This is a genomic window from Streptomyces sp. NBC_00019, assembly GCF_045041015.1.
GTDB lineage: Bacteria > Actinomycetota > Actinomycetes > Streptomycetales > Streptomycetaceae > Streptomyces.
The window spans coordinates 10,544,673-10,565,142 of the sequence record NZ_CP108302.1; the positions used below are offsets into that span (position 1 = coordinate 10,544,673).

Sequence of the window (20,470 nt, forward strand, 5' to 3'; positions counted from 1 at the left end):
TCGGTGCGCGCGGGCGTGGATCCGCGTGTCCTTGGGCAGGGACGGCTGGAGCGAGGCTTTGTGCCGCCGCTGCGCCTGGACCGTGCCGGTGCCGCGGGCGGGCGTGTGCGCGCCCTGCCTGCTGGCGGTCCGCCTCGGCGAGGACGACCCTTGGGCATGGGGCGAGCTCCACGACGAAGCCCTGGCCCCGGGCCGGCCGCGTCAGCTTGCTCTGGACATCGACGGGATCGCCCTGCCCGAGGCGAGGCCGGTGCGGATGCCTCAGGCCAAATCCGGGCGGCGAGCGGCCATCCCCGCGTGGTTACGGGCCCGGCTTCCCCAGCCGGTCCAGGACGATCCCCGGATCTGCCCGCCCCAGGTTCCCGGGCAACTGGGGCTCTTCCCCACCCCGGCCCGCCAGTTCGCCCGCACCCACGCGGCCCGTATCAGTGACCGGAACATTCCCGGGTTCGAGGCCGTCTCCGAGCAACTGCAGCAGATGGCGGACGAGCGCCGGGTACGCGCCCGGACCGTGTGGATCTGGCGGCTCGAAGGCTTCGCCCGCCTGGCGCTGGCCGCCCGCGACCCCGATCAGCACCAGGTCGCCGCCGTGGCCCTGAAGGACCTCCTCTACAACGGCCCGATCCTCGGACAGGCCCTGGACCGTGCCGGTCTCCTCGCACTGCCCCCACCGCGCCGGGTGGTCCCGCCGCGCGGAACCGGCCCCACCCGCCAGGGTGGGCAGCGGGACCCTGAGCTGCGAGGACAGTGCACGCACTGTCTGGCCTGGGCGAACGACCGCCGAGTCCTGTGTGCGCCGTGCACCAGCTGGTGCCACGAGATCCGCAAACGCGGCGGCAACGAGGCCCAGTGCGACCGCTGCCACCGCAAGCTGATGCTCAGCGGCGGGATGTGCCGCATGTGCCGGATCGTCGTCGCCGAAACCGAGGTCGATACCGCCCAGATCGCGATGAAGAACGGCGACCAGCTGTGGTTCGCCCGCCCCCACGCCGCCGGACTGGCCGTCGGACGCCTGCTGCCCGGCACCGCGCCGCTCCAAGGCCGCTTCGCTCTCAAACGCCGCCGCGCCCGCACCCAGGCCAAGTCCGCACGCCGACTGTCCGAGCACCTTCTCGACCCCGCCCAGCTGGAACTCTTCCCAGCTCCGCCCCGGGACTGGACCCGTCTGGACACCACCAGGCCGCCCGCTCTCACCATGGCGGCAGACAACCTGGTCGCTGACTTCACCGAGTACATGCGTGGCCGCGGATGGAACACCGACTTCTTCAGCGGCAGCATCCGAACCCTGCGCATTGTGACGGGACACCTCGGTACCGACTTTCCCATCCAGGAGAGCGACATCCGGGCCTTGGCCTCCATGAGAGCCGACCTCCAGGGCGCCCGCGTCATCAACTACCTCCGCCTACGCGGCCTGCTCGACGCCCAACCGTCCAGCGACCCGTGCACCGCGCGCGCCCGGCACCATGCCACCGCCATCAGTCACCCGGCCTTCTCCGCAGCGGTGCACACCTTCATCGACGTACTCCTCGGCCAGGGCAGCACCTCCAGCCGGGCCCGCAGCCCCAAGACCGTCGAGAACTACGTGACCGCCATCCTGGACACTCTCGCCGCATGGATCGCCGACGGGCTCACCGATCCCCGCGAGGTCACCAAGAAGCACATCGAGGACGTCCTGGACCCGCTCCGCGGCGATCAGGCCCGCCGCCTGCACAGTTCACTGCGCTCCTTCTTCAGGGCTCTCAAGCGCGAACGCCTCGTCTTCCGCGATCCGGCCCGCAGTATCTCCCTCACCAGCAGCCGAACCGTGCCGACTGCGCTGCCTTCCGACCGCATCGCCGGCCTCCTCGACTGCCTCGACGACCCCCGCGACCGCCTGATGGTCGCCCTCGTCGCCATCTATGCCTTCCTCCCCGGTCAGCTCGTCCATCTTCGACGAACCGACCTCGACCGCAGCAAGGGCCAACTGTGCCTGCGTCGGCCGGGACGCATGGACCACGTCATCTACCTCGACGCCTTCACCCTGCGCCTGGCCACAGCGTGGGAACTCCAGCGCCACCGGCGCTGGCCCGACAGCTCCAACCCCCACCTCTTCGTCACCCGCAACACCGCCGTCGACGACTCCGGCCCCCCAATCAGTGCCGGCGTGGTCCAGCAGCTTTTCCAACGAGTCGGCCTGCCGGCCGGCCGCCTGCGCGTGGATCGCATAGTCGACGAGGCGCGCCATAGCGCCGACCCCGTCCGGCTGATGGAGCTCTTCGGCCTGTCCAACCTCTCCGCCACCCGCTACGTCCTGTCGGCACACCCGGACAAGAAGAACGGCCCCATCGCCCCGTAGGGCCGATCACAGTCGCCGCAGTCTGTGGCGAACTCGAGACGGCGGTGCCCACCGGGCGCCGCCGCTCGCACACTGGCGTGTAAGGCTGACACCGAGAGGTACGGGAGTGGAGTGTGTGCAGGTGGTGGCGACCTCGTCGAGCGCCGATGTCTTGTGCGAGGCGCGCCGAAAGCTCTGATTCTGGACCGCGTCTGGCTCGGCAAGGCGTACCGCGGCCTCCGGGGCGATCTTCCTCATCAGGCGCTCGAATTGCTGCCATTCCCGACCAAGTCCGCGTACAGCGGTGACCGCTCCAGCAGGTTCTGGTGACTTCCGTCGGCCACGGTTCCGGACTCGACAACGAGGACGCGAGGGGCTCGCAGCACCGAACTGATCCGGTGAGCGATGACCACCAGAGTGCCAGGCCGAGCGATGAACGCTTGCTCGGCGCGGGCCTCGGCGACCGGGTCGAGGTGGCAGGTGGCCTCGTCGAGAATGACGACGGGGGCGGTGGACAGGTACACCCGGGCCAGCACGAGGAGCTGTCGTTCCCCCTGTGAGAGGGCATCCGGTCGCCCGATCACGCCGTCCGTGCCACCAGAGCGGGCGACTAGCTCGTCCAAGCCGAACAGGGTGATGACGGACGCCAGTTCGCCATCCCCGGGCCTAGGCTCCGGCCGCAGGTAGGAAAGGTTCTCCCGCACGGTTCCCGCGAAGACGTACGCCTCCTGCGGTACGAGGGCGATCGTACGGCGCAGCCACGCCCGGTCCAGCTCCTCCACCGGGCGGCCGCCGATGCGCACCTCCCCGGCGCCAGGGCGGTCCAGTCCCGCGAGGAGACTGGCGAGGGTGGACTTGCCGGCCCCGCTCGGCCCCATCACCGCCAGGTGCTCCCCCTCCTCGATACTCAGAGACAGCTTCTGGACCACGGGTTCCGAGTGGGGGCCGTAGCCGAAGGTCACTTCTTCGAGTTTCAGGCCGGTGTGCGCAACCTTCGCGGATCCGCCTCCCGGTTCCGAAGGCACGGTGACGCGGTCGGCGAGGCGGAGCAGCAGCACGCCGAGCTGTAGTCCGACATTCGCGACTGTCTGCACTACTGACCGCAGGGCGGGTTCGAGGCCGATGATCAAGTAGGTGGCCGTGCCCAGGATCTCGCCAGGGGTGACCGTGCCGGAACGGACGAGCCAGGGGGCCATGAGCAGGGTGGCGACGAGCGGTAGCCTGGCGCCGACGACGATCACCCCAAGCCGTCCGGCAGCGAGCCGGGCAACCGCCATCGAGGCCGCGGCCTGGGTGTCGACCGCATGACCCACCTGGCGGTCGGCCGTCGCCACGGCCCCGCAGGCATACACGTCGCGCAGCCCTCGCAGGACCTCGCCGGCCTCTTTGGAGAGGTCCTCCTCGGCCGACAGCGAGGTCGCGTACCGCTGGCGTAGTCTGCGGGAAAGCAGGACGAGGAGGACGCCGGAGACGGCCAACGCCACCATGGTCACCAGCGCGATCTGGGGCACCAGAGCCAGCAGTCCGATCACTACGGCGGCCACGGAGAAAGCTACCGTGCGCGCGGTCATCAAGAGTCCGGCGGTCATCTGTCGCACGCCTTCGGTCTGTCGAGTGGTGCGGGCCACGGCACCGGTGTCGGCCTCCGTGTCGACAAGGACGGCCCGGCGCAGTTCTGCGGACACGACAAGCCGCACCAACCGGTCCCGCACGGACTCGACGACGCTTGCCAATGGCCTCATTACCTGACGGGTCCCGAAGGCGCCGAGCAGAAGCGCCGCGCTGTAGGCGCCGAGGTAGGCCAGGCCGGTACACGAGTCACCGGCGAGGAAGCCCCGGTCCAGCGCGGACGCCATGAGTCGGCCTGACAACAGAACCGGGACGGCCTCCAGCAGGGACCAGGCCAGCATCGCGCGCACCGCGGAACGCTCGGCGGTCACGGCCGGACGGACCAGAGTCCAGCCACGGCCACGAGCGCTGCGGGTGTCGCTACCGCACCCGCGGTCCGGATCCTGGGCCGCGCGGGGACCGGGCTGCCCGTGCATCGGTTTCACTCTTCCCTCCCTCGTCCGGGTGCCGAGGTCACCGTGACCGGCGCACGGTCGTCGTGCGGCGACGGGAGACCGAACCGCTCGGCGTACCCGGGTTGGTCCAGCAGTTCCCGGTGCGGGCCGAACGCCGCGACCCGGCCGTCCTTGAGCCACACCACCAGATCGGCGCGGGCCGCGGTGGACATCCGATGGGCGACGATCAGCTTGGTACCCGATCGGGCCGCCAGTGCCCGGGTGATCTGCCGCTCGGTGGCCACGTCCACGCTCGACGTGGCGTCGTCGAGGATCAGTACCCGGGGCTCGCGGCAGAAGGCGCGCGCCAGCCCCAGCCGTTGGAGTTCGCCGCCAGAGACGTGGAGTGCCGGCAGCGGGGTGTCCAGCCGCCGGGGCAGTCTGGCGACGAACCCGTCCGCTCTGCTGTCCCGCAGCGCCGATTCGATCGCCGCGCCGTCGATCTCCTGGTCGGCGTAGCCGACGGCCTCCCGGACGGTGCGGCCGAGAAGCACCGGGCGCTCGAAAGCGTAGCCAATCGCACGGCGCAGTTCCACGGGATCGGCTTCGGCGAGGTCTATTCCGTCGACGTCGACTGTGCCGGCGTCCGGGCGCAACAGCCCGCCAGCTACGGCGGCCAGGGTCGACTTGCCCACACCGGAGGCGCCCACAATCGCCACTTCGCTTCCGGCGGGGATGCTCAGATCAATGCGGTCGAGGACGGTGCGACCCTCGGCCGCGACGCATATGCCACGCAGTCGCAGGGCACCGCCTCCGCGTGGCAGGGATGCGGAGCCGGTGGGCGCCCCGCCTCCGTCCAGCAGCGCGCGCAGGCGGCTCGCGGATCCGTGGACCTGGCCGAACTGGGCCAGCACGCCGACCTGCCGGAAGACACCGAAGGCGAGGCTGAGGTAGCCAGTGGCTGCGAGGAGGTCCCCCGGGCTGACCCGCCCGGTGGTCACGCCGTGCGCCGCGGTGGCTATTACCCCGACGTGGAGCAGCGGGGCGAGCAGTGAAAGTTGCCAGCCCGCGTCGCGCTGCATGCGCCAGAACCTCTCCCCGCTGGAGCGCAGCGCAGCGAGCGGTCGCAGTACGCGGACCGCTTCGCGCTCGGCGGTGCCGCACGCGCGAATCGTCCGGATGCCCCGCATCGCCCCCACGAAACGGTCGGCGAGCTCGCCGTGCACCCGCTGGTAGTCCTCGGTCAGTACGGCGGCCCGGTTCAGGAAGCCCCTAGAGATCAGCCAGACCAGCGGGACACCCAGGAGGAAGGTGAGGCCGGTCCACGCGTCGATGAGCAGCAGGGCGGTGATGCCGCCCAACGAGGTGACCAGCGACACGATCGCGCTCACGGTGGACGGGACGAGCCTCGCGGTCTCCGCCGTACTCTGCAGCAGTCGGCCGAGCATGTCTCCTTGCGGAAAGCGGTGTTGTCCGCGCAGGTCGAAGGAGAGTATGCGGCCGAGCAGGCCATGGCGCAGCCAGGCCGTGCCTTGGGTGGTGGCCCTGGCGTCGAGCAGTTCGGTGGCCGCTTCGGCGAGGACGCCGAGGACGACGACACCGCACAGGAGCAGAGCGGGTGACGTGCCCCCTCCAAGGGCGGCGTCCACTGCCGCGCCCAGGGTAACAGGCAGGAGCATCGCGGCGCCCCCGGCGCAGATGGCCGCCACGAGATAGGCGGCGTTCCAGCCCGCGGCCGAGCGCAGTAGTCCTGCGAGCAGTCCTTGTTCTATCCGCATGTCGCAACGCTCCTGGGCAAGTGGTCGATTGGACTTCTGCGGCTGCCCTGCCCCACATGGTGTGTGGCAGGGCAGCCGTCGCCACTGGGCGACTCGATACCTTGGGACGATCCGTGGTCCGTCAGAACGGGAATTCCGTCACCAGTCGAAGGTGCGCCACGGGCACGTCACGATCGATCCCAGGGCGCAGCACCCCTGTGCTGACATCTCGTTCTCGATGGGCGGGAGTTCCTGGAGCTGCAAGATATCCACCACTTCTCACCTCCTTCATGGAATTCGCTGGTGGATGGCCGGACGTGAGTCCTCTGTGACCTAGCTGCCCGTGTTCGTGCAGCTGTGGCAGCTTGAGATGGTGAGGGAAAAGAACTGGCAGCCGTCGAGGATGCTGGACCAGCAACAGTCCGCGGCGGCCAGAGATGCCTCTTCTGTAGAGGGCAGTTCCTGGAGCAGTTCGATGGAGATCGACACTGGATCACCTCCTTTCAGAAGGGAGTCCGGGTGAACGGTCGTTGCGCGATCAGCTGTTGGTGCCGAAGGTGCAGCCGAAGCAGGTCACGATGGTCGGAATTCCTCCGATGGCGCTGCAGCAGCTTCCCAATCCGGGAAGGCTGCAAATGGCCAGTCCGACGTCTTCAGTGCTCGCCAGCTCCTGGAGGGCTGTAATGTCAAGGGTCACGATGGTTCACCTCCTTGTTGGTTTTCCTCAGTGCCGGATGATTTCCTGCCGCTCAATTGCCGGAGCGCGAAACGGAAGGAATCGGTGGCACGGCCCACTCACCATGGGCGAGGAACCGAGCAACCATGTGATGCAGCTCGGCCGAGCCGTCCAGCGGGGCATGCCCCGCTTCGGCGATCTCCAGATGGTGGAAGTCGATGCCAGGACGACGGCCGAGACGTCTGAGTTCCTGGACAAGCCGCAAGGACTGGCTCGCCGGAACGATCGGGTCCTGCTCCCCATGCAGGACAACAAGCGGTGCGGTGATACGCGGGAGTTGGGCCAGCACGTCACGCGGCCCGGCCTCGTCGACCAGAACGGCACGTCCTCCCAGCCTGTCGATCATGGCGCGGACCTGAGGCGAAGCCACGGGATGGAGCCGGTCGCCACTGAGGAAGGGAGCGACAGCGAGCACCCGTGACCACAGATCCGGCGAGATGCCGGCGGCGAGCAGCGCGAGGAAAGCGCCGTAGCTCGCACCGTACAGAGCCAGTGGCTTGCCTCCCCGGGAGCCGCGGACGTGGCGGGCCAGCGCGAGTACGTCCGCGAGGTCCGGGCCCGCCCAGGAGCCGACGATGAGTCGGTGAAATGCCTTTCCGTAGCCGACGCTGCCGCGTGGATTGGGCGCAATGACGGTCACGCCCTGCTCGGCGAGGACTTGAAAGAGCTGGGAGAACTTCAGGACCCACCGGTCGGCGGGACCACCGTGCAGGCCGATCACCACGTGACGCGCCGAGTGCCAGTCCTGGTGGCCGCACACGATCGCTTCGATCTCGCCTTCAGCTCCTGGCATGCGCTCCGCACGGCTGGGCGCCCATGAGGTGGATCTCCCGGCCGCGGTGCCGTCGTGCACGTCGAACCAGCCCTCGGAGTCATGGGCGACCATGCGGGCGGGCAGACCGGCGCCGATCGACATGCTCCAGAACCGTGCCGCGCCGGACGGCATTTCACTCCAGGCCCCCGCGCCCACGGCGCACGGGTCCGGGGACTTCATCGGCCGGACCTCGTCGGTGGCCGTCTCCAGGACCATCAGCTCCTGGTGTGGGCTGTCGACCACGTGGAGCGCGACCAGCCCCCCGCCCGGGTGCATGGCTAGAGGTGTCACCGTGCCGGACAGGCCCTGCGTCGCGGACACCTCTCGGGTGGATCCGTCTGGCCGGAAGAGGCGAAGGCGATGGCCCTCGCCGTCTGCCCCCGCGCTGACGAGCAGCACCTCACCCGTGCGTGGGGCGGTGTGCCACGCGATGTCGCCGTCCACCGGGTCGACGGGAAGTACCGTCCTCGCACCGGTTCGCAGGTCGTAGACGGTAGGTATTGTCTGTCCGCCTTCACGGACGTTGAGTACGTATTGGTTGCCGCCGGGATCCAGCCACCCTCCGCCTCGGGGCAGCAGCGCGGGCAGCGCGCCGAGGCGTCGTACTGGCGTCCCGGGGCCGGGCCACAACCACGCCGAGCACTCGCCGGACAGCGTGCCGCGCACGATGAAGAGCACGGTACGAGACCCGTCCGGAGCTGGCGCGACCATCACGGGCGGGGCGGGAAGCCGCCCGGCGGGTCGCTGTTTCCCGTCCGGTGACAGGAACAGCAGTTCGCCGGGGCTGATTAGGAGGACGGCCCCGTCGTCGAAGGGCACGGCGTCGTTCGGCAGTCTCTCCGGGGCGCCGTCAGCGCGGTACCGCAGGCCCGTTACGGTGCGGCAGCTCGGCCGGTCGGCACCGAGGTGCCAGAACTCGCCGTAGAGGAAGCCGCGCCCGTCGGCCACCAGGGCGGTGGCGCCGCGTCCTGTGCCGGAGAACCGGAACGTCAGTCGCGAGCGCAGGGTGGCTAGTGTCGACCACAGTTCAGGGGTTCGTCGTACGGTCGCGGTCACCGCTCCTCCCGAGGGGTGAGGGTGAAGTCGTCGACCATCCACCACCGTTCGCCGCCGTGCCGGAGTCGGTGGAGGAAGCCGATGGCGCCGGCCATGCCGATGTTGTAGCTGTAGGTCATGCCCGTACCGGTCTCATCCAGCAGTACCAGGCGCCCTTTGTGCAGGCCGCACAGCCGGTAGAGTGCGGCGGCGTGTTCCTCGGCCCATTCCAGGTACAGGGTTTCGCCGGTGGCCGCCGCCATGTCCAACAGGAATTCGCCGTTACCGGCCAGGCCATGACAGTGGCTGGCGGACAGGAACCACTTCTCCCGGCGGGTACTCACCGCAGCCCTGTGCGCGGCGTCGAGGTAACGCCTGTCGGCGGTGGCACGCCACAGCCTGATCAGAAATGTACCGATTCCGGGAGCGCCGCTGCACCACCAGCACACGCCGTCGAAGGAATCGTCCAGTGCTTTGTTCTTGGCCTCGGCGGTCGGCCAGCGCAGACCGTCCCCGTGGTCCCGGGCCAGGGACAGGAGGAAGTCCCCGCCGACGACGGCGGACTCGAGCAGATCCGGCCGCTCCAACTCGCGGGCGACGCTGAGGAGGAAGGAGCAGATGCCTGCCACGCCGTGCGCGAATCCGTAGTGGGTCAGTCCCTCTCCCCGACCCATGGATTTGGGTACCGGCCAGACCAGGCCGTCGGGCGCCCGGGCGGCCAGCACCGACTCCACGCAGAGCAGCACCCGCTCGCGCAGTTCCTCGTCCCCGGCGCGGCGCCACAGGTGGAGGTGGGCCAGCCCGCCACCGGCCACGCCATGGGTGATGTCGGGGTTGCTCCAGACCACCGGCAGGCTCTTGACGCGTTCGATGCTGCGCCGCTGTACGGCGCCGTCGCCGAGTTCGGTGGCCGCCTCGTACATGGCCCAGTAGGTCCCGCCCCGGCCGAAGTACAGCCCGGGGAGCTGTCGGGGACCGCGGTCCACCTTCTCGTCCAGCCAGGCCAGACCGGTACGTAGTGCCGAGCGTTGCCGGGCGTCCCCGGTGGCCCGCACGCCGCGGCGCATCACCTCCAGGGTGCCGGCCGATCCGGCCTGGAGGGCCAGAGTGTCGAACATGCGCCCCTCCACAGGAGGCGCGGGCCACAGGGCGTCGGGGCTGTCGGGGGTCATACCGGTGACGAGCTGGGCCCGTCCGTCGGTGAGCAACCGTTCCTGGTCCGCCGCCGGAAGGCGCATCGGCCGAGGGCCGGAACGTGCCGGCCGCAGGTCCTCCAGCATCTCCCGCACCCGCAGCAGTGACAGGCGCTGCTCCGGCCGCTCCCTCAGCAGGCCGAGGACGATCGGGGCGAAGGCGCGGAGCGTGGCGTAATCCGCGGCGACCGCCCGCACCAGGAACCTCACCCGCTCGTCATAGGAGCGCAGGAGAGCATCGCCGCCGGGAGTGCGATCGGGGGAAGCATCGCCCGATCGCGCCGACTCGTCCGCGCGGCCCTCCGGGGGGATGTAGGCGTGCACCCCCGTGCACAGGTGAAACAGGGTCGCCCCGACGCTGTACAGGTCGGCGACCGGGCGCGGCGCGGGGTAGCGGACAGGGCCGTTGGCCTCCTCGGGTGCCGCATAGGACAGGGTCTGCACCCGGGTCACCTGCTCGTTGGGCACGGCGAGGAACTCGGTGTCGATGAGCACCAGTTCACCGTCCGGCGTGATCATCACGTTGTTCGGCGTGAGATCACGGAACACCAGCCCCTTGTCATGGACCGCGGCCGCCATGTCGACGAGGCGTCGCGCGACGTCCAGCACCCGGTCGAAAGGCATCGTCCGGCCGGGATCCCTCCTGACCATGTCGTCGACCCAGGTGCGAAGCGTGACCCCGGGGACCTCCTCCTCGGCCAGAAACAAGTGCCCCTGGTACTCGAACAGGTCGACCGGGCGTACGGCGATGCCCAGGGGCTCCAGGGCACGTAGCGTCTGATACTCGTTGCGCAGGTAGTCACGGGCGTCCGTGCCGTCGACTTCCGCCCCTACGAAGGGCCTTGCCTCCTTGATGACCACCTTCTGGCCGGTGCGTTCGTCGCGAGCGCGGTAGACGCCACCGCGGTTGGAATGCCGGATCGCCTCGTGGACGACGTAGCGATCATTCAGCAGCACCTGCGACTTCCCGCGCTCGGAGGACGGGCGTACGGGCTCCGGGTCGGACAGCGGTACCGGTGCCCAGGCGGGAGGGCTGTACCAGGCATTGCGCTCGTCCTGTGTCCACCGGCCGTCGGGGGCGACCAGCATGTGCATGTAAGACCCATCCACATCGAGCACTTGCTGACTGGCGCTGAAGCCGCCGTAGCGGTAGTGGACCAGGCTCCCCGGACGGTACCGGCGATCAGAGAGGATGGCCGGTCCTTCCATGCCTTCGGTGGCCTCGTGCAGTACCTCCAGCAGTTCCGTGAACTGCTCCGGCCCCTCCGGGTAGACGGTAATGAATTTTCCTCCGGAGCCGCGGGCCATCCGAATCGACAGCAGCATCCGCAACTGCTTCAGCCCTCTGGCGAACTTGAAGGTGACTCGGCGTTCCAGCAGCACCCGCGAGACCGCGGCGAGGACGTCTTCGGCCGAACGAGGTGTCGCCGTTACATGTATTTTCCAGCCCTGTGGCTGGGTCGCGGTGCCAGGAGGAGTCAGGTAGCACCACATCTGGTCGGGCCGGTGCCGCCAGCCGTGCAGCGGCACCACTTCGTCTCGGACCCGCAGGAACGTGTCGATGTAGGAGTGGTCCGATGGTTCCCACTCGTTTTCCCGGTCGGTCACGGTCTTCTCCTCAATCTGCCGGGTGCGGCGGTACGCGACCACAGCGAGCAGTACGCCCTCGCGGGTCTTGCCGGCTGTTTCGACGTGATGTGGACGGCCGTTGTTGTGCCGACGCCATATCGCCCGACGCCTCGGCCGTTCCCGACGAAGTGATCTTGGTTTCGCGATTCCTGACACATCGCGTCGCCATCGGTTGCCGTCACGAACCCGCTGGACGAGATGGCCACCACCGCGCTCGGCAGACCTTGTGCGAAGTAGCGTTGAAAACGCTGGTCAGGGCGGCTGAATATCAACGTGCGGGAAACGTGAAAACGGCTGGTACGGGCTCCTGCTTCGGGATGGAGGTCCACGGGAGGGGGCGATCAGGAGGGTCGTCAGATTCGGACTGCTCGGCAGCATCGAGGCGTCCATCGATACCGAATCGGTCGACTTCGGCCCTGCCAGACACGTCCGTGCCGGCGGCGCTGCTGGTCGGCGCGAACCACGTGGTGCCGGTGGATCATCTGGTCGGCCGGGTGTGGAGCGAGCGTCCTCCGTAACGCGCCCTCAAACGCTGTACAGCTGCATCTCCCGTCTGCGCGGGACCCTGGCTCCCTCGGTCGGCGTGTTGCGGTCCGGGAATGACCTGGTTCCTGCTGAGCGCGTTGTCGCTTCAGGTCCGAGTCGCGTCGAAGCCACCGCTGGTGATGTACGCACCGTTGCGGCATTCCGCTTTCTGGTACCCCTTCCGCTTCGGTCCGTTGATGGGCGAGCCGGAGCTGCAGGTCACCCAGACCGTCACGAAGTACCCGGGGCACTGCACGTGGTATCGCTCAGCGCCGCCGCTGCCGGCATTGTCGAACCACTCCGTGCACGCTGCCGCAGAGGACTGAACCGCTGCGGTTGTCGTTGAGGCGGCCTGGGCGGGCACGACCATCGTGCCGATGGCCACCGCGGTTCCGAGCCCTGCACTTGCAAGTGCGTGACGCAGTCGCATTGTTCTCTCCCCTATTTGTTGAAGGCGGTTGGAACTGACACCACTGTGTTCGACGGGTATCGGACGAATCTTGGATGGACCTTGAAACGGCTGGTGGGGGCAGTTGTCCCGGGGCTAGGGTTCCGGCCGAGGGGGTGGTTGGGATGGCGGTGGAGTTCGGCTTACTCGGCACGATTGAGGCGCGGGTCGATGGCCGTCCGGCGGAGGTGGGACACCTTCGGCAACGGTGTGTGCTGGCCGCTTTGCTCGTGGATGCCAACCGGGTGATATCGGTCGACGAGCTTATCGACAGGGTGTGGGCAGGTCGGGCGCCGCAGCGGGTCAGGGGAACGCTGTACGGCTATCTGTCCCGTCTGCGCCAGACGCTGGAGGCCGCCGCGCAGGAGGTGCGGATCGCGCGGCAGCCCGGCGGCTACGTCCTGGAGGTGGACGCGGGCGCCGTGGACCTCCACCGGTTCCGGGACCTGGTCGCGAAGGCCCGGACGGTCGGCGACGAGCAGGCGGCGCCGCTGATGGGACAGGCGCTGGGGCTGTGGCGGGGGGAGCCGTTCGCCACCGTGGACACCCCGTGGTTCTGCGATCTGCGCCAAGCCCTGAAGAGGGAACGGCTGTCGGCCGAGCTGGATGGCGCCGACATCCGATTACGGAGCGGGCTGCACGGCGAGCTGCTGCCCGAGCTCACCGCCCGCGTCGGGCAGCACCCGCTGGACGAGCGACTGGCCGGTCAGTTCATGCTCGCGCTGTATCGCAGTGGACGGGCCGCCGACGCCCTGACCTGCTACGAGGATCTGCGGCGGCAGTTGGCGGAGGAACTGGGCACCGACCCCGGGCAGCCACTGCGGCAGTTGCACCAGCAGATCCTCACCGCCGACGTGGCCCTGACCCTCTCGAAGCCAGAGCCCGCCCCGCGCACCGGGGCACCCGCCCCGGTGCCCCGCCAGCTTCCCGGCCGGCCGCGCTGGTTCACCGGCCGGGAGCACCAGCTCGCGGAGCTCACCAAGGCGTTGGACTCGGCGGGTGAGCCGGGCGGGACCGTAGTGATCTCCGCGATCGGCGGCAGCGGTGGGATCGGAAAGACCTGGCTGGCCCTCCACTGGGCGCACCAGAACATCGACCGGTTCCCGGGCGGGCAACTTTACGTCGATCTGCGCGGTTTCGATCCCTCGGGAGACCCTGTCACACCGGCCGCGGCGGTACGCGGGTTCCTCGACGCGCTGGGAGTGGATTCCGGCGCCGTGCCGGTGGACGTGCAGGCTCAGATCGGACTGTACCGGAGCCTGGTCCAGGGCAAACGAATGCTGATCGTGCTGGACAACGCCGCCGACGCCGAGCAGGGAACCGCGCTCCTGCCAGGCAGCGCCACCTGCACGGTGCTGGTCACCAGCCGCCGACGGCTGGCCGGGCTGGCAAGCGCCCACGGGGCCCGGATGCTGACGCTCGACGTGCTGACCGACACCGAAGCACGGGAGCTGATGGGCCGCCACCTGGGGGCGGACCGGGTAGCGTCCGAACCGGAAGCCGTCGCCGCCTTGCTGGAACACTGCTCGGGGTTGCCGCTGGCGATCAGTGTGGTGGGAGCCCGCGCTGCGGCTCATCCGGATTTCCCGCTGACAGCGCTGGCTGAGGAGCTCCAGGACGAGTCGGCGCGGCTGGACGGCCTGGACGCGGGTGACCTGACGGCCAACGTGCGCTCAGCCTTCACTGTGTCGTACCGCGCCCTGACCGTCGGGGCGGCGGAGGTATTCCGGCTCGTGGGACTGGCTCCGGGGCCGGAGATCGGGCTGGCAGCCGGCGCCAGCCTCGTCGCCCGTCCTGTCACCGCCGTACGTGCGGCGCTGCGGGAACTGGAGAACGCTCACCTCATTCAGCAGTTCGCACCCGGCCGGTATCGCCTGCACGACCTGCTGCGCCTGTACGCGACGGAGCAGGCTCACCGGACCGACCGACAGCAAGAGTGCCACGTCGCGCTGCGGCGGCTGGCCGATTTCTACCTCCACACAGCCCGCGAAGCCGAACAGCTCCTGCACCCGCACCGCACAAGAATCGAATTCCCGGAGCCGTCCGCCGACTGCCGGCCGCTGGCACTGGTGGATCAGGCGGAGGCAATGGACTGGCTGGAGACCCAGCACGCCGGGTTGCTGGCGACCCAGCGATTGGCTGCCGACTCAGGCTGGTACGACGTGGTGTGGCGGATGGCGTGGGTACTGGACACCTTTCACCGCCGCAACGGCCACCTGCACGCCCAACTCGTCGCCTGGAGAAAAGGGTTGGAGGCAACCCGGAAACTCGGCGACTCGGAGGCGGAGATCTTCGCCCGCCGCAACCTGGGCATCGCCTGCATCAGGTCCGACCTCCACGACGAGGCGCTGACCCACCTCCACCACGCCTTGACTCTGAGCAGGGCTTCCGCGGACGTCGCCCAGACGGGCCACACTTGCCTGGTACTGGCCTATGCCTGGGAGCGCCAGCAGAACCATGAGCAGGCACTTGAGCACTCCCGCGAGGCCCTCGCCCTTTTCGAGACGCTGGAAGCACCGGTCTGGGAGGCGCAGGCGCACAACCAGGTCGGCCTGTACTGCGCCCGGCTGCGCCAGTACGAGGAGGCCCGCGCCCATGGCGAGACCTCGCTCGACCTGTTCCGCCGTCACCAGGAACGGGACGGCGAGGCAGACGTCCTTGGCACGCTGGGCCGCCTGGCCCACCAGAACGGGCAGCACACTCTGGCCCTGACCCGCTTCCAGCAGGCACTGGTACTGCTGCGGGACATCGGCCACGCCTACGAAGAAGCCAACGCCCTGGCCCACATCGGCGACGTCCATCATGACCTCGGCCAACACGACCAAGCCCGTCAAAGCTGGCAGCAGGCGGCCGACCTCTACCAAGTACAGCATCGCGAGGATGACGCCAAGCAGCTCCGGGACAAGCTGCGAACCCTAAAACCATGAACCGCCCAGGGCTACGGGACTGAATCCGGGCATCCTGTTCGGACCCGACTCAGTCGTCGACGGACTGTCGCACGTGCGGCGCGACGCTCCGGGCACGAAACCTGGACTGGATCGCGGACCGACTCGTCCAGCTGACGGCCGCCACCTTGGTGATCGTGGTCGCCTCCCACACTGAAGTGAGCGCCCCAGAGGAGTCGGCGTCCGTGACTTACGGGCTACGAACCCAACGGGCAAGGTGGGATGTTCCGGCATCAGGCCCCTCGGGTTCGTCGCGAGAGTGCTCCAGGAATCGACGAACCCATCGGGTTCCGGTGGCCGGCGACTCGATGATCGACGCGGCGATCTGCGACGGCGACATCGTGACCGTACGGCGCCAGGACAGCGCCGACCACGGCGACATCGTCGCCGCGCTGCTGGACGACGAAGCGACCGTCAAGGTGCTGCGCAGGCAAGAGGGAGACGGCCGCGTGTGGCTCATGCCCCGCAACCCCGCCTATGAGCCGATCCCCGGCGACCAGGCGCAGATCCTCGGCAAGGTCGTCGGCGTCCTGCGCCTGCTCTGATCACCACACGAAGACGGCAGCTGTCCGACGGTGGACCGATAGCCTGGCCGAACGCAGCCGAGCATCGCTGGGCAGGAGCTCGTGAGTGGTGGAGGGCCCGTGGCCATCAGCCATCAAGCGGCCGAAGCTGATTACCCAGCCGCTGCCTTCAGCGGCCTTGCGCGCGAACCGGGAGACCTCATCCGCGGAACGCTCCTCACCGCCGTGCGGGTCCGACGACGTCGGCGAGGCAGTTGGTACAGGCGGAGGGCGTGAAGGTCGCCGACGGTCCGGTGGTCGGCGGACCCGCGCTTTGCGAGCGACTGGTACACCGCCTGGATGCGGGTGGCACCGGGCTATGGGCATGGAGGACGTCCAGCACATGTGCCATTGCCGTAGCGCGCCGGCCAGCCTGTGAACCTCGTATTCGCGCTCCGCGCCCGTCGGCGCCGGCCTGGCGGCCGTCCAGACCGGCGCCGACGGGGCGACGTCACGCAGGGACGCCGAGCGGCGGGTGCTCGAGCACGCAGGGCTTGTACTCGACCAGCTGGGTGCGGCCGTCGAAGGTGCGGTGCTCGATCATCTCGAGGGCAACGTCCGGATAGCCGTCGTAGATGCGTTCTTCGCCTGTGGCCCCGGTGATCACCGGGAACATCACGACCCGGAAGCGGTCGACGAGTCCGGCGCGTAGCAGGGACCGGCACAGGCTGAGGCTGCCGATCGTGCTGAGGAGCCCCGAGCCATTCGACTTCATGGCGCGGACCGCCTCGACGGCGTCGTCGCGGACGAGCGTGGAGTTGGCCCACGTCAGTGGCTCCTTGAGTGAGGAGGAGAACACCACCTTGGACGCTTGCGTGAGCTCGTCGACGGACGCCTCTTCTTCGGGCCTGAACTCGTCTTGGCCACTCGGGACCTCACCTGCGGCGAAGCCCGACATCAGGCGGTAGGTGTTCGCTCCCATCAGGTAGGTGGCCTCGGGCTGCTCGCCGAGCCATGCGAGGTACTCCGGGCCCTCCAGGCCCCAGAACCCGGGCCAGCCCTCTCCCGATGCGTAACCGTCGAGGGAAGTGATGAAGTCGACGAGAAGCTCCGACATGGCGGTGTCCTTTCCTCAGGTGTCACCAGCTTGGACCGGCCGGGAGCCAAAAACTCATCGGCCGCGCTACAGCAGCGCGTCGGGGATGACGGCTTCCCCGCTGCCGAGGGATTGGTAGACCTCGGGGATCCAGTCCAGCGGCGGGCACACGTCCCCGCTGCGACGGAAATCCTGCATGAAGGCCAGGCCGGTCTCGGCGAGGGGCAGGGCCTGGCTGACCCGTAGCCGGGCGGCGGTGCGATGCGCGCCCGGCTTGACTGGCTGCCACTCGCGCAGTTCCGGCCACTCGGAGGCGACTTCGGCTCCGTAGCGGGTGGCGAAGCACTCCCGCGTTCGGCTGGCCCGCGGCAGCGTGATCCGGTCGGCGAGCCCTGGCGGGCCTTGTGAAGCTGCTGTGCACCACAGCACGTTGGCGCTGCTTGTGCTCCACTCCTCCACAGTGCACTTGTTCCGGCGAAGCTTCTCGGGTTCAAAGGCCGCAGGTCGGGAGCTCGGTCTGCCCGGGCGTTCCATGGTGGTTGTGGCCGGAATTCGTCACCGGTGGGTCACAGGTCGGAGTGTGGGAGAACTGCCGGCTCCACGGTTCTGTCTGGTTCGACGAGGGCGGCGAGGAGCCGTGCTCCGGACAACGGGGACTCGGGGGACAGCATGCGGTACGTGAACGGAATGCGCGGTTCGGCGGTGGCGGTTGTCATGGCTTCGGCGGCGCTGGCAGTGGCTGGATGTCAGCCCGGCGGGGGCGGTGCGGACACCGCGGACGGCGGCGTCACCCCGTCCGGGGCCGTCAGCTCAACGGCCTCCTCCTCCACGCCCGGCGCCCCGAAGCCCGGCAGCTCCGCCTCCGGTTCCTCCGCGCCCGCCGCCTCCGCACCCCCGTCGTCCGCACCCGCTCCGGGCGGTTCGGCGGCGACCTGTTCCGCGGGCAGCCTGAAGGCGACCGCCCGTCAGGCCGCCGTGCGGCCGGCCGGTACGGGGACTGGGGCGGCCGTCGTCGAGTTCACCAACGTGTCCGGGCGGACGTGCGTCCTCAAGGGGCACCCCACGGTGGCAGGTGCCGGGAACGGCTCTCCCGAGATGAACGTGCCGCTCACCGTCAAGCCGACCGGGGCCGCGGCGCCGGTGAAGGTTGTCCCCGGCGGCAAGGCGTGGGTGAAGCTGACGTTCGTGCAGGTGCAGGGAGAGGCCGACGGGTACTGCGTGTCCGGTTCGGCGCCCGTGGTGTATCCCACGATGGTCGTCCGGCTGCCGGGGTCCGGGGCGCACCAGGTGGCCCTGGACGACGGGCAGTTCGCCGAGTGCGACGACACCGTAACCGTCACCGCCGTATCGGCGGTCAGGCCTTCTTGACCGATTCCAGCCGCAGCACCAGCGCGCGCAGCAGGACGAAGTCGAGCGGAGCGGTGTCCGGCAGCGCTGCTCACCCGACTGGAGAAGCTGATGTGGGACGAAGTCCTCACCCTGCGCCGCTCCTACAAGGCGTGGCACGTGCGGGACTTTTCAGACGAACAGAAAGCCGTGTGCTTCGCCGCTACGGCCCTCGCAACCGAGGGCCTCTCCTCCCGGCTTCGCCCACCGCCTCCTCGGCCTGCTCCGTCTCGCACCCGGCGACGTCCACACCGACCTCGTCCCCTCATGGTGGTGCCCAAGAGGCGGCCCCGTCGCCTCGGTGGTCGCGCCGCGCGGTCCTGAGGGCTTCGAGCTCGGTGCGAGGGAAGTGCTCACCCCACTTGCCGCGGTATGCGCTCTCGCCGTATTCCCTCACGACCTCGTCGAAGCAGCGGATCACTGCTCGGGCAACGACGTCGATGCTCTGCAGGGTGGACCAGATCTCGGTCCCGGTGTTGTCGTGGTCACTGCCGCGGGCCAGCTCGAGTAGGCGGATCCACACGTGAGTGCCTTCACGGTAGAAGACCCATCGGAAGGCGGTGGGCTCGGCCTCGAACTGTGCCCGGCATTCGGTCTCGCCGACGACCAGACGTGTCACTGCCGTCAAGAGATCTTCAGGTGCAGCGGTGATATAGGACGCCGCGACTTCCGCTTCTGCCTGGTGGTCGCCGACGAGGCAGTCGGCCCAACCCCGTCCGGACAGGACCCAGGCGAGTCGCAGGTGGGCCACCCTCGTTCACCTCCCTCCAGCCACCGGTTTTGGCCTCCCAGCGCTGATCGCCAGGGCCCCTCGCACGCATCTGAGTCTGGGGGATGGCGAGAGTGCTGACCTGAGTGGCCTCGCGTTTTCCGGACAGGCTTCTGACCGTTTGTTTCACGCGGCGATTCGCAACGTCTCGTACTCGGCGTGGACTTCGCGCGGAGGGCGGTAACCCACCGCCGAATGGAGGCGTTTGCGATTGTACCAGAATTCGATGTAGCGAGTGATGTCCTGCCGGGCGTCCTCGCGGGTCAGGTAAGTCACCCTTGATACGCGCTCGTTCTTCAGGGCGCCGAAGAATGATTCGGCCATGGCGTTGTCGAAACAGATCCCGGTGCGGCCGGCAGATCTGCGGAGCCCGAAGTGGTCCAGCATCCTCCCGAACTCGGCTGACATGTAGTTACTTCCGCGATCCGAGTGAAATATCGCGTCGGCCGCGAGGTTCCTGTTCCGTGCCGCGTTACGGATCGCCCTGGATATCAGTGGGGTTTGGTAGTGGTCATCCATCGCGTAACCGATGACTTCCTTCGTGCAGCAGTCGATGACCGTTGCGAGGTACAGCCAGCCTTCCCCGGTCGCGATATAGGTAATGTCACCGACGAGCTTCTCGCCGGGCGCATCCGCGGTGAAGTCGCGGCCGACGAGGTCCGGCACCTGGCCGGCCGCAGCCTGAGTGAGGTTGAACCTCTTCGGCCGTGGCAGGCAGGGCACCAGGCCCAGTTCGCGCATGAGGCGGCGGACCAACTCCACGCCCGCGGCGACGCCCCAGCGGTGCAGCTGGGCCTGGATGCGCCGGTGCCCATAGGTGCTGTCGGACATGTCGAAAGCTTCCTCGATGAGCAATTTCAGTTCTTCGCGCCGCTGAGCTGTCGCGGATTCCGGGCGGGATCGCCAGTCGTAGTAGCCGGATCTGGAGACGCCAAGTCGGCCGCACATGAACTCGACGCTGTATGCGTACTTCTCGGTGTCGAGCCGCATCTCGTCGATGAACTCGTACTTGCTTGCTACCGGGGATCCTTCGCGAAGTACGCTGCGGCTTTTTTCAGGAAGGTAACTTCCATCTCCAGCTCGCGGTTGCGTCGTTCGAGTTCCTTCAGGCGCGCCCGCTCGTTCACCGTCAGTTCCGCATCGGGGGCCGGTTCCTGCTGCTTCTGGTACTTCTTCACCCAGCCGCGTAGCGTCTCCGAGTTCAGCTCAAGCTCCCGGGCGACTTCGGAGATCGTCTTGCTTGACCTCAACGCGATCTGGACGGCTTCCTCGCGGAACTCCGGCGAGTACTTACTGGGTGGCGCCACTTCTTCCTCG

At 68.7% G+C, this 20,470-nt stretch carries 14 protein-coding genes; 5 read left to right on the forward strand and 9 right to left on the reverse strand.

Annotation, left to right across the window (positions count from 1 at the left end; translation table 11 throughout):
* The first annotated feature begins 25 nt into the window (after positions 1 to 25).
* Entirely contained in the window at positions 26 to 2,335 is a 2,310-nt protein-coding gene (gene xerC / locus OHU89_RS48980) for a tyrosine recombinase XerC (RefSeq protein WP_405652952.1), read from the forward strand.
* 236 nt (positions 2,336 to 2,571) lie between these two features.
* Here xerC and OHU89_RS48985 read toward each other — a convergent pair whose 3' ends face one another.
* The 5 genes from OHU89_RS48985 to lanL all read right to left on the reverse strand — a co-directional run bounded on the left by OHU89_RS48985 (position 2,572) and on the right by lanL (position 11,460).
* Positions 2,572 to 4,254 (reverse strand): ABC transporter ATP-binding protein, encoded by a 1,683-nt coding sequence (locus OHU89_RS48985; RefSeq protein ID WP_405652955.1) that lies wholly within the window; start codon positions 4,252 to 4,254, stop codon positions 2,572 to 2,574.
* A gap of 110 nt (positions 4,255 to 4,364) precedes the next feature.
* Positions 4,365 to 6,095, reverse strand: coding sequence for an ABC transporter ATP-binding protein (locus OHU89_RS48990; protein ID WP_405652957.1), 1,731 nt, complete (start codon positions 6,093 to 6,095; stop codon positions 4,365 to 4,367).
* A 517-nt stretch (positions 6,096 to 6,612) separates the two neighbouring features.
* Positions 6,613 to 6,771, reverse strand: coding sequence for an ALQxL family class IV lanthipeptide (locus tag OHU89_RS48995; RefSeq protein WP_405652959.1), 159 nt, complete (start codon positions 6,769 to 6,771; stop codon positions 6,613 to 6,615).
* A gap of 52 nt (positions 6,772 to 6,823) precedes the next feature.
* Positions 6,824 to 8,680, reverse strand: a complete 1,857-nt coding sequence (locus OHU89_RS49000; RefSeq protein WP_405652961.1) for an alpha/beta hydrolase family protein — start codon at positions 8,678 to 8,680, stop codon at positions 6,824 to 6,826.
* Positions 8,677 to 11,460 (reverse strand): class IV lanthionine synthetase LanL, encoded by a 2,784-nt coding sequence (lanL, locus tag OHU89_RS49005; protein ID WP_405652963.1) that lies wholly within the window; start codon positions 11,458 to 11,460, stop codon positions 8,677 to 8,679. The genes OHU89_RS49000 and lanL overlap by 4 nt, the downstream gene beginning before the upstream one ends.
* A gap of 620 nt (positions 11,461 to 12,080) precedes the next feature.
* On the opposite strand from lanL, the gene OHU89_RS49010 reads away from it, so the two are divergent.
* From OHU89_RS49010 to OHU89_RS49020, 3 genes are all read left to right on the forward strand, one after another.
* On the forward strand, positions 12,081 to 12,332 hold the full coding sequence (locus tag OHU89_RS49010) for a hypothetical protein (protein WP_405652965.1): 252 nt from the start codon (positions 12,081 to 12,083) through the stop codon (positions 12,330 to 12,332).
* Between the two features lie 247 nt (positions 12,333 to 12,579).
* Positions 12,580 to 15,381, forward strand: a complete 2,802-nt coding sequence (locus OHU89_RS49015; RefSeq protein WP_405652967.1) for a BTAD domain-containing putative transcriptional regulator — start codon at positions 12,580 to 12,582, stop codon at positions 15,379 to 15,381.
* A gap of 203 nt (positions 15,382 to 15,584) precedes the next feature.
* Entirely contained in the window at positions 15,585 to 15,944 is a 360-nt protein-coding gene (locus OHU89_RS49020; RefSeq protein ID WP_405652970.1) for a LexA family protein, read from the forward strand.
* Between the two features lie 469 nt (positions 15,945 to 16,413).
* Here OHU89_RS49020 and OHU89_RS49025 read toward each other — a convergent pair whose 3' ends face one another.
* Entirely contained in the window at positions 16,414 to 17,019 is a 606-nt protein-coding gene (locus tag OHU89_RS49025) for a dihydrofolate reductase family protein (protein ID WP_405652973.1), read from the reverse strand.
* Positions 17,020 to 17,085: 66 nt separating this feature from the next.
* Positions 17,086 to 17,457: a hypothetical protein gene (locus OHU89_RS49030; protein ID WP_405652975.1), complete on the reverse strand. Its 372-nt coding sequence runs from the start codon at positions 17,455 to 17,457 to the stop codon at positions 17,086 to 17,088.
* A 210-nt stretch (positions 17,458 to 17,667) separates the two neighbouring features.
* Between OHU89_RS49030 and OHU89_RS49035 the strand changes: the two genes are divergently transcribed.
* Positions 17,668 to 18,366, forward strand: coding sequence for a DUF4232 domain-containing protein (locus OHU89_RS49035; RefSeq protein ID WP_405652977.1), 699 nt, complete (start codon positions 17,668 to 17,670; stop codon positions 18,364 to 18,366).
* A 283-nt stretch (positions 18,367 to 18,649) separates the two neighbouring features.
* Here the strand turns inward: OHU89_RS49035 and OHU89_RS49040 are convergent, their stop codons facing one another.
* Both OHU89_RS49040 and OHU89_RS49045 read right to left on the reverse strand, forming a co-directional pair.
* Complete coding sequence (locus OHU89_RS49040) at positions 18,650 to 19,135, reverse strand: hypothetical protein (RefSeq protein ID WP_405652980.1); 486 nt, start codon at positions 19,133 to 19,135, stop codon at positions 18,650 to 18,652.
* 144 nt (positions 19,136 to 19,279) lie between these two features.
* A protein-coding gene (locus tag OHU89_RS49045) for an IS3 family transposase (protein ID WP_405652982.1) occupies positions 19,280 to 20,460 on the reverse strand; the annotation gives its coding sequence in 2 pieces (ribosomal slippage) (positions 19,280 to 20,196 and positions 20,196 to 20,460; 1,182 coding nt in all).
* Between the last annotated feature and the right edge of the window lie 10 nt (positions 20,461 to 20,470).

Excerpts from the sequence above, each read along its gene's own strand:
- OHU89_RS48990 (WP_405652957.1), bottom strand. The coding sequence starts at position 6,095 with ATGCGGATAGAACAAGGACTGCTCGCAGGACTACTGCGCTCGGCCGCG.
- OHU89_RS49010 (WP_405652965.1), top strand. The coding sequence starts at position 12,081 with ATGACCTGGTTCCTGCTGAGCGCGTTGTCGCTTCAGGTCCGAGTCGCG.
- OHU89_RS49015 (WP_405652967.1), top strand. The coding sequence starts at position 12,580 with ATGGCGGTGGAGTTCGGCTTACTCGGCACGATTGAGGCGCGGGTCGAT.
- OHU89_RS49025 (WP_405652973.1), bottom strand. The coding sequence starts at position 17,019 with ATGTCGGAGCTTCTCGTCGACTTCATCACTTCCCTCGACGGTTACGCA.
- OHU89_RS49035 (WP_405652977.1), top strand. The coding sequence starts at position 17,668 with ATGCGGTACGTGAACGGAATGCGCGGTTCGGCGGTGGCGGTTGTCATG.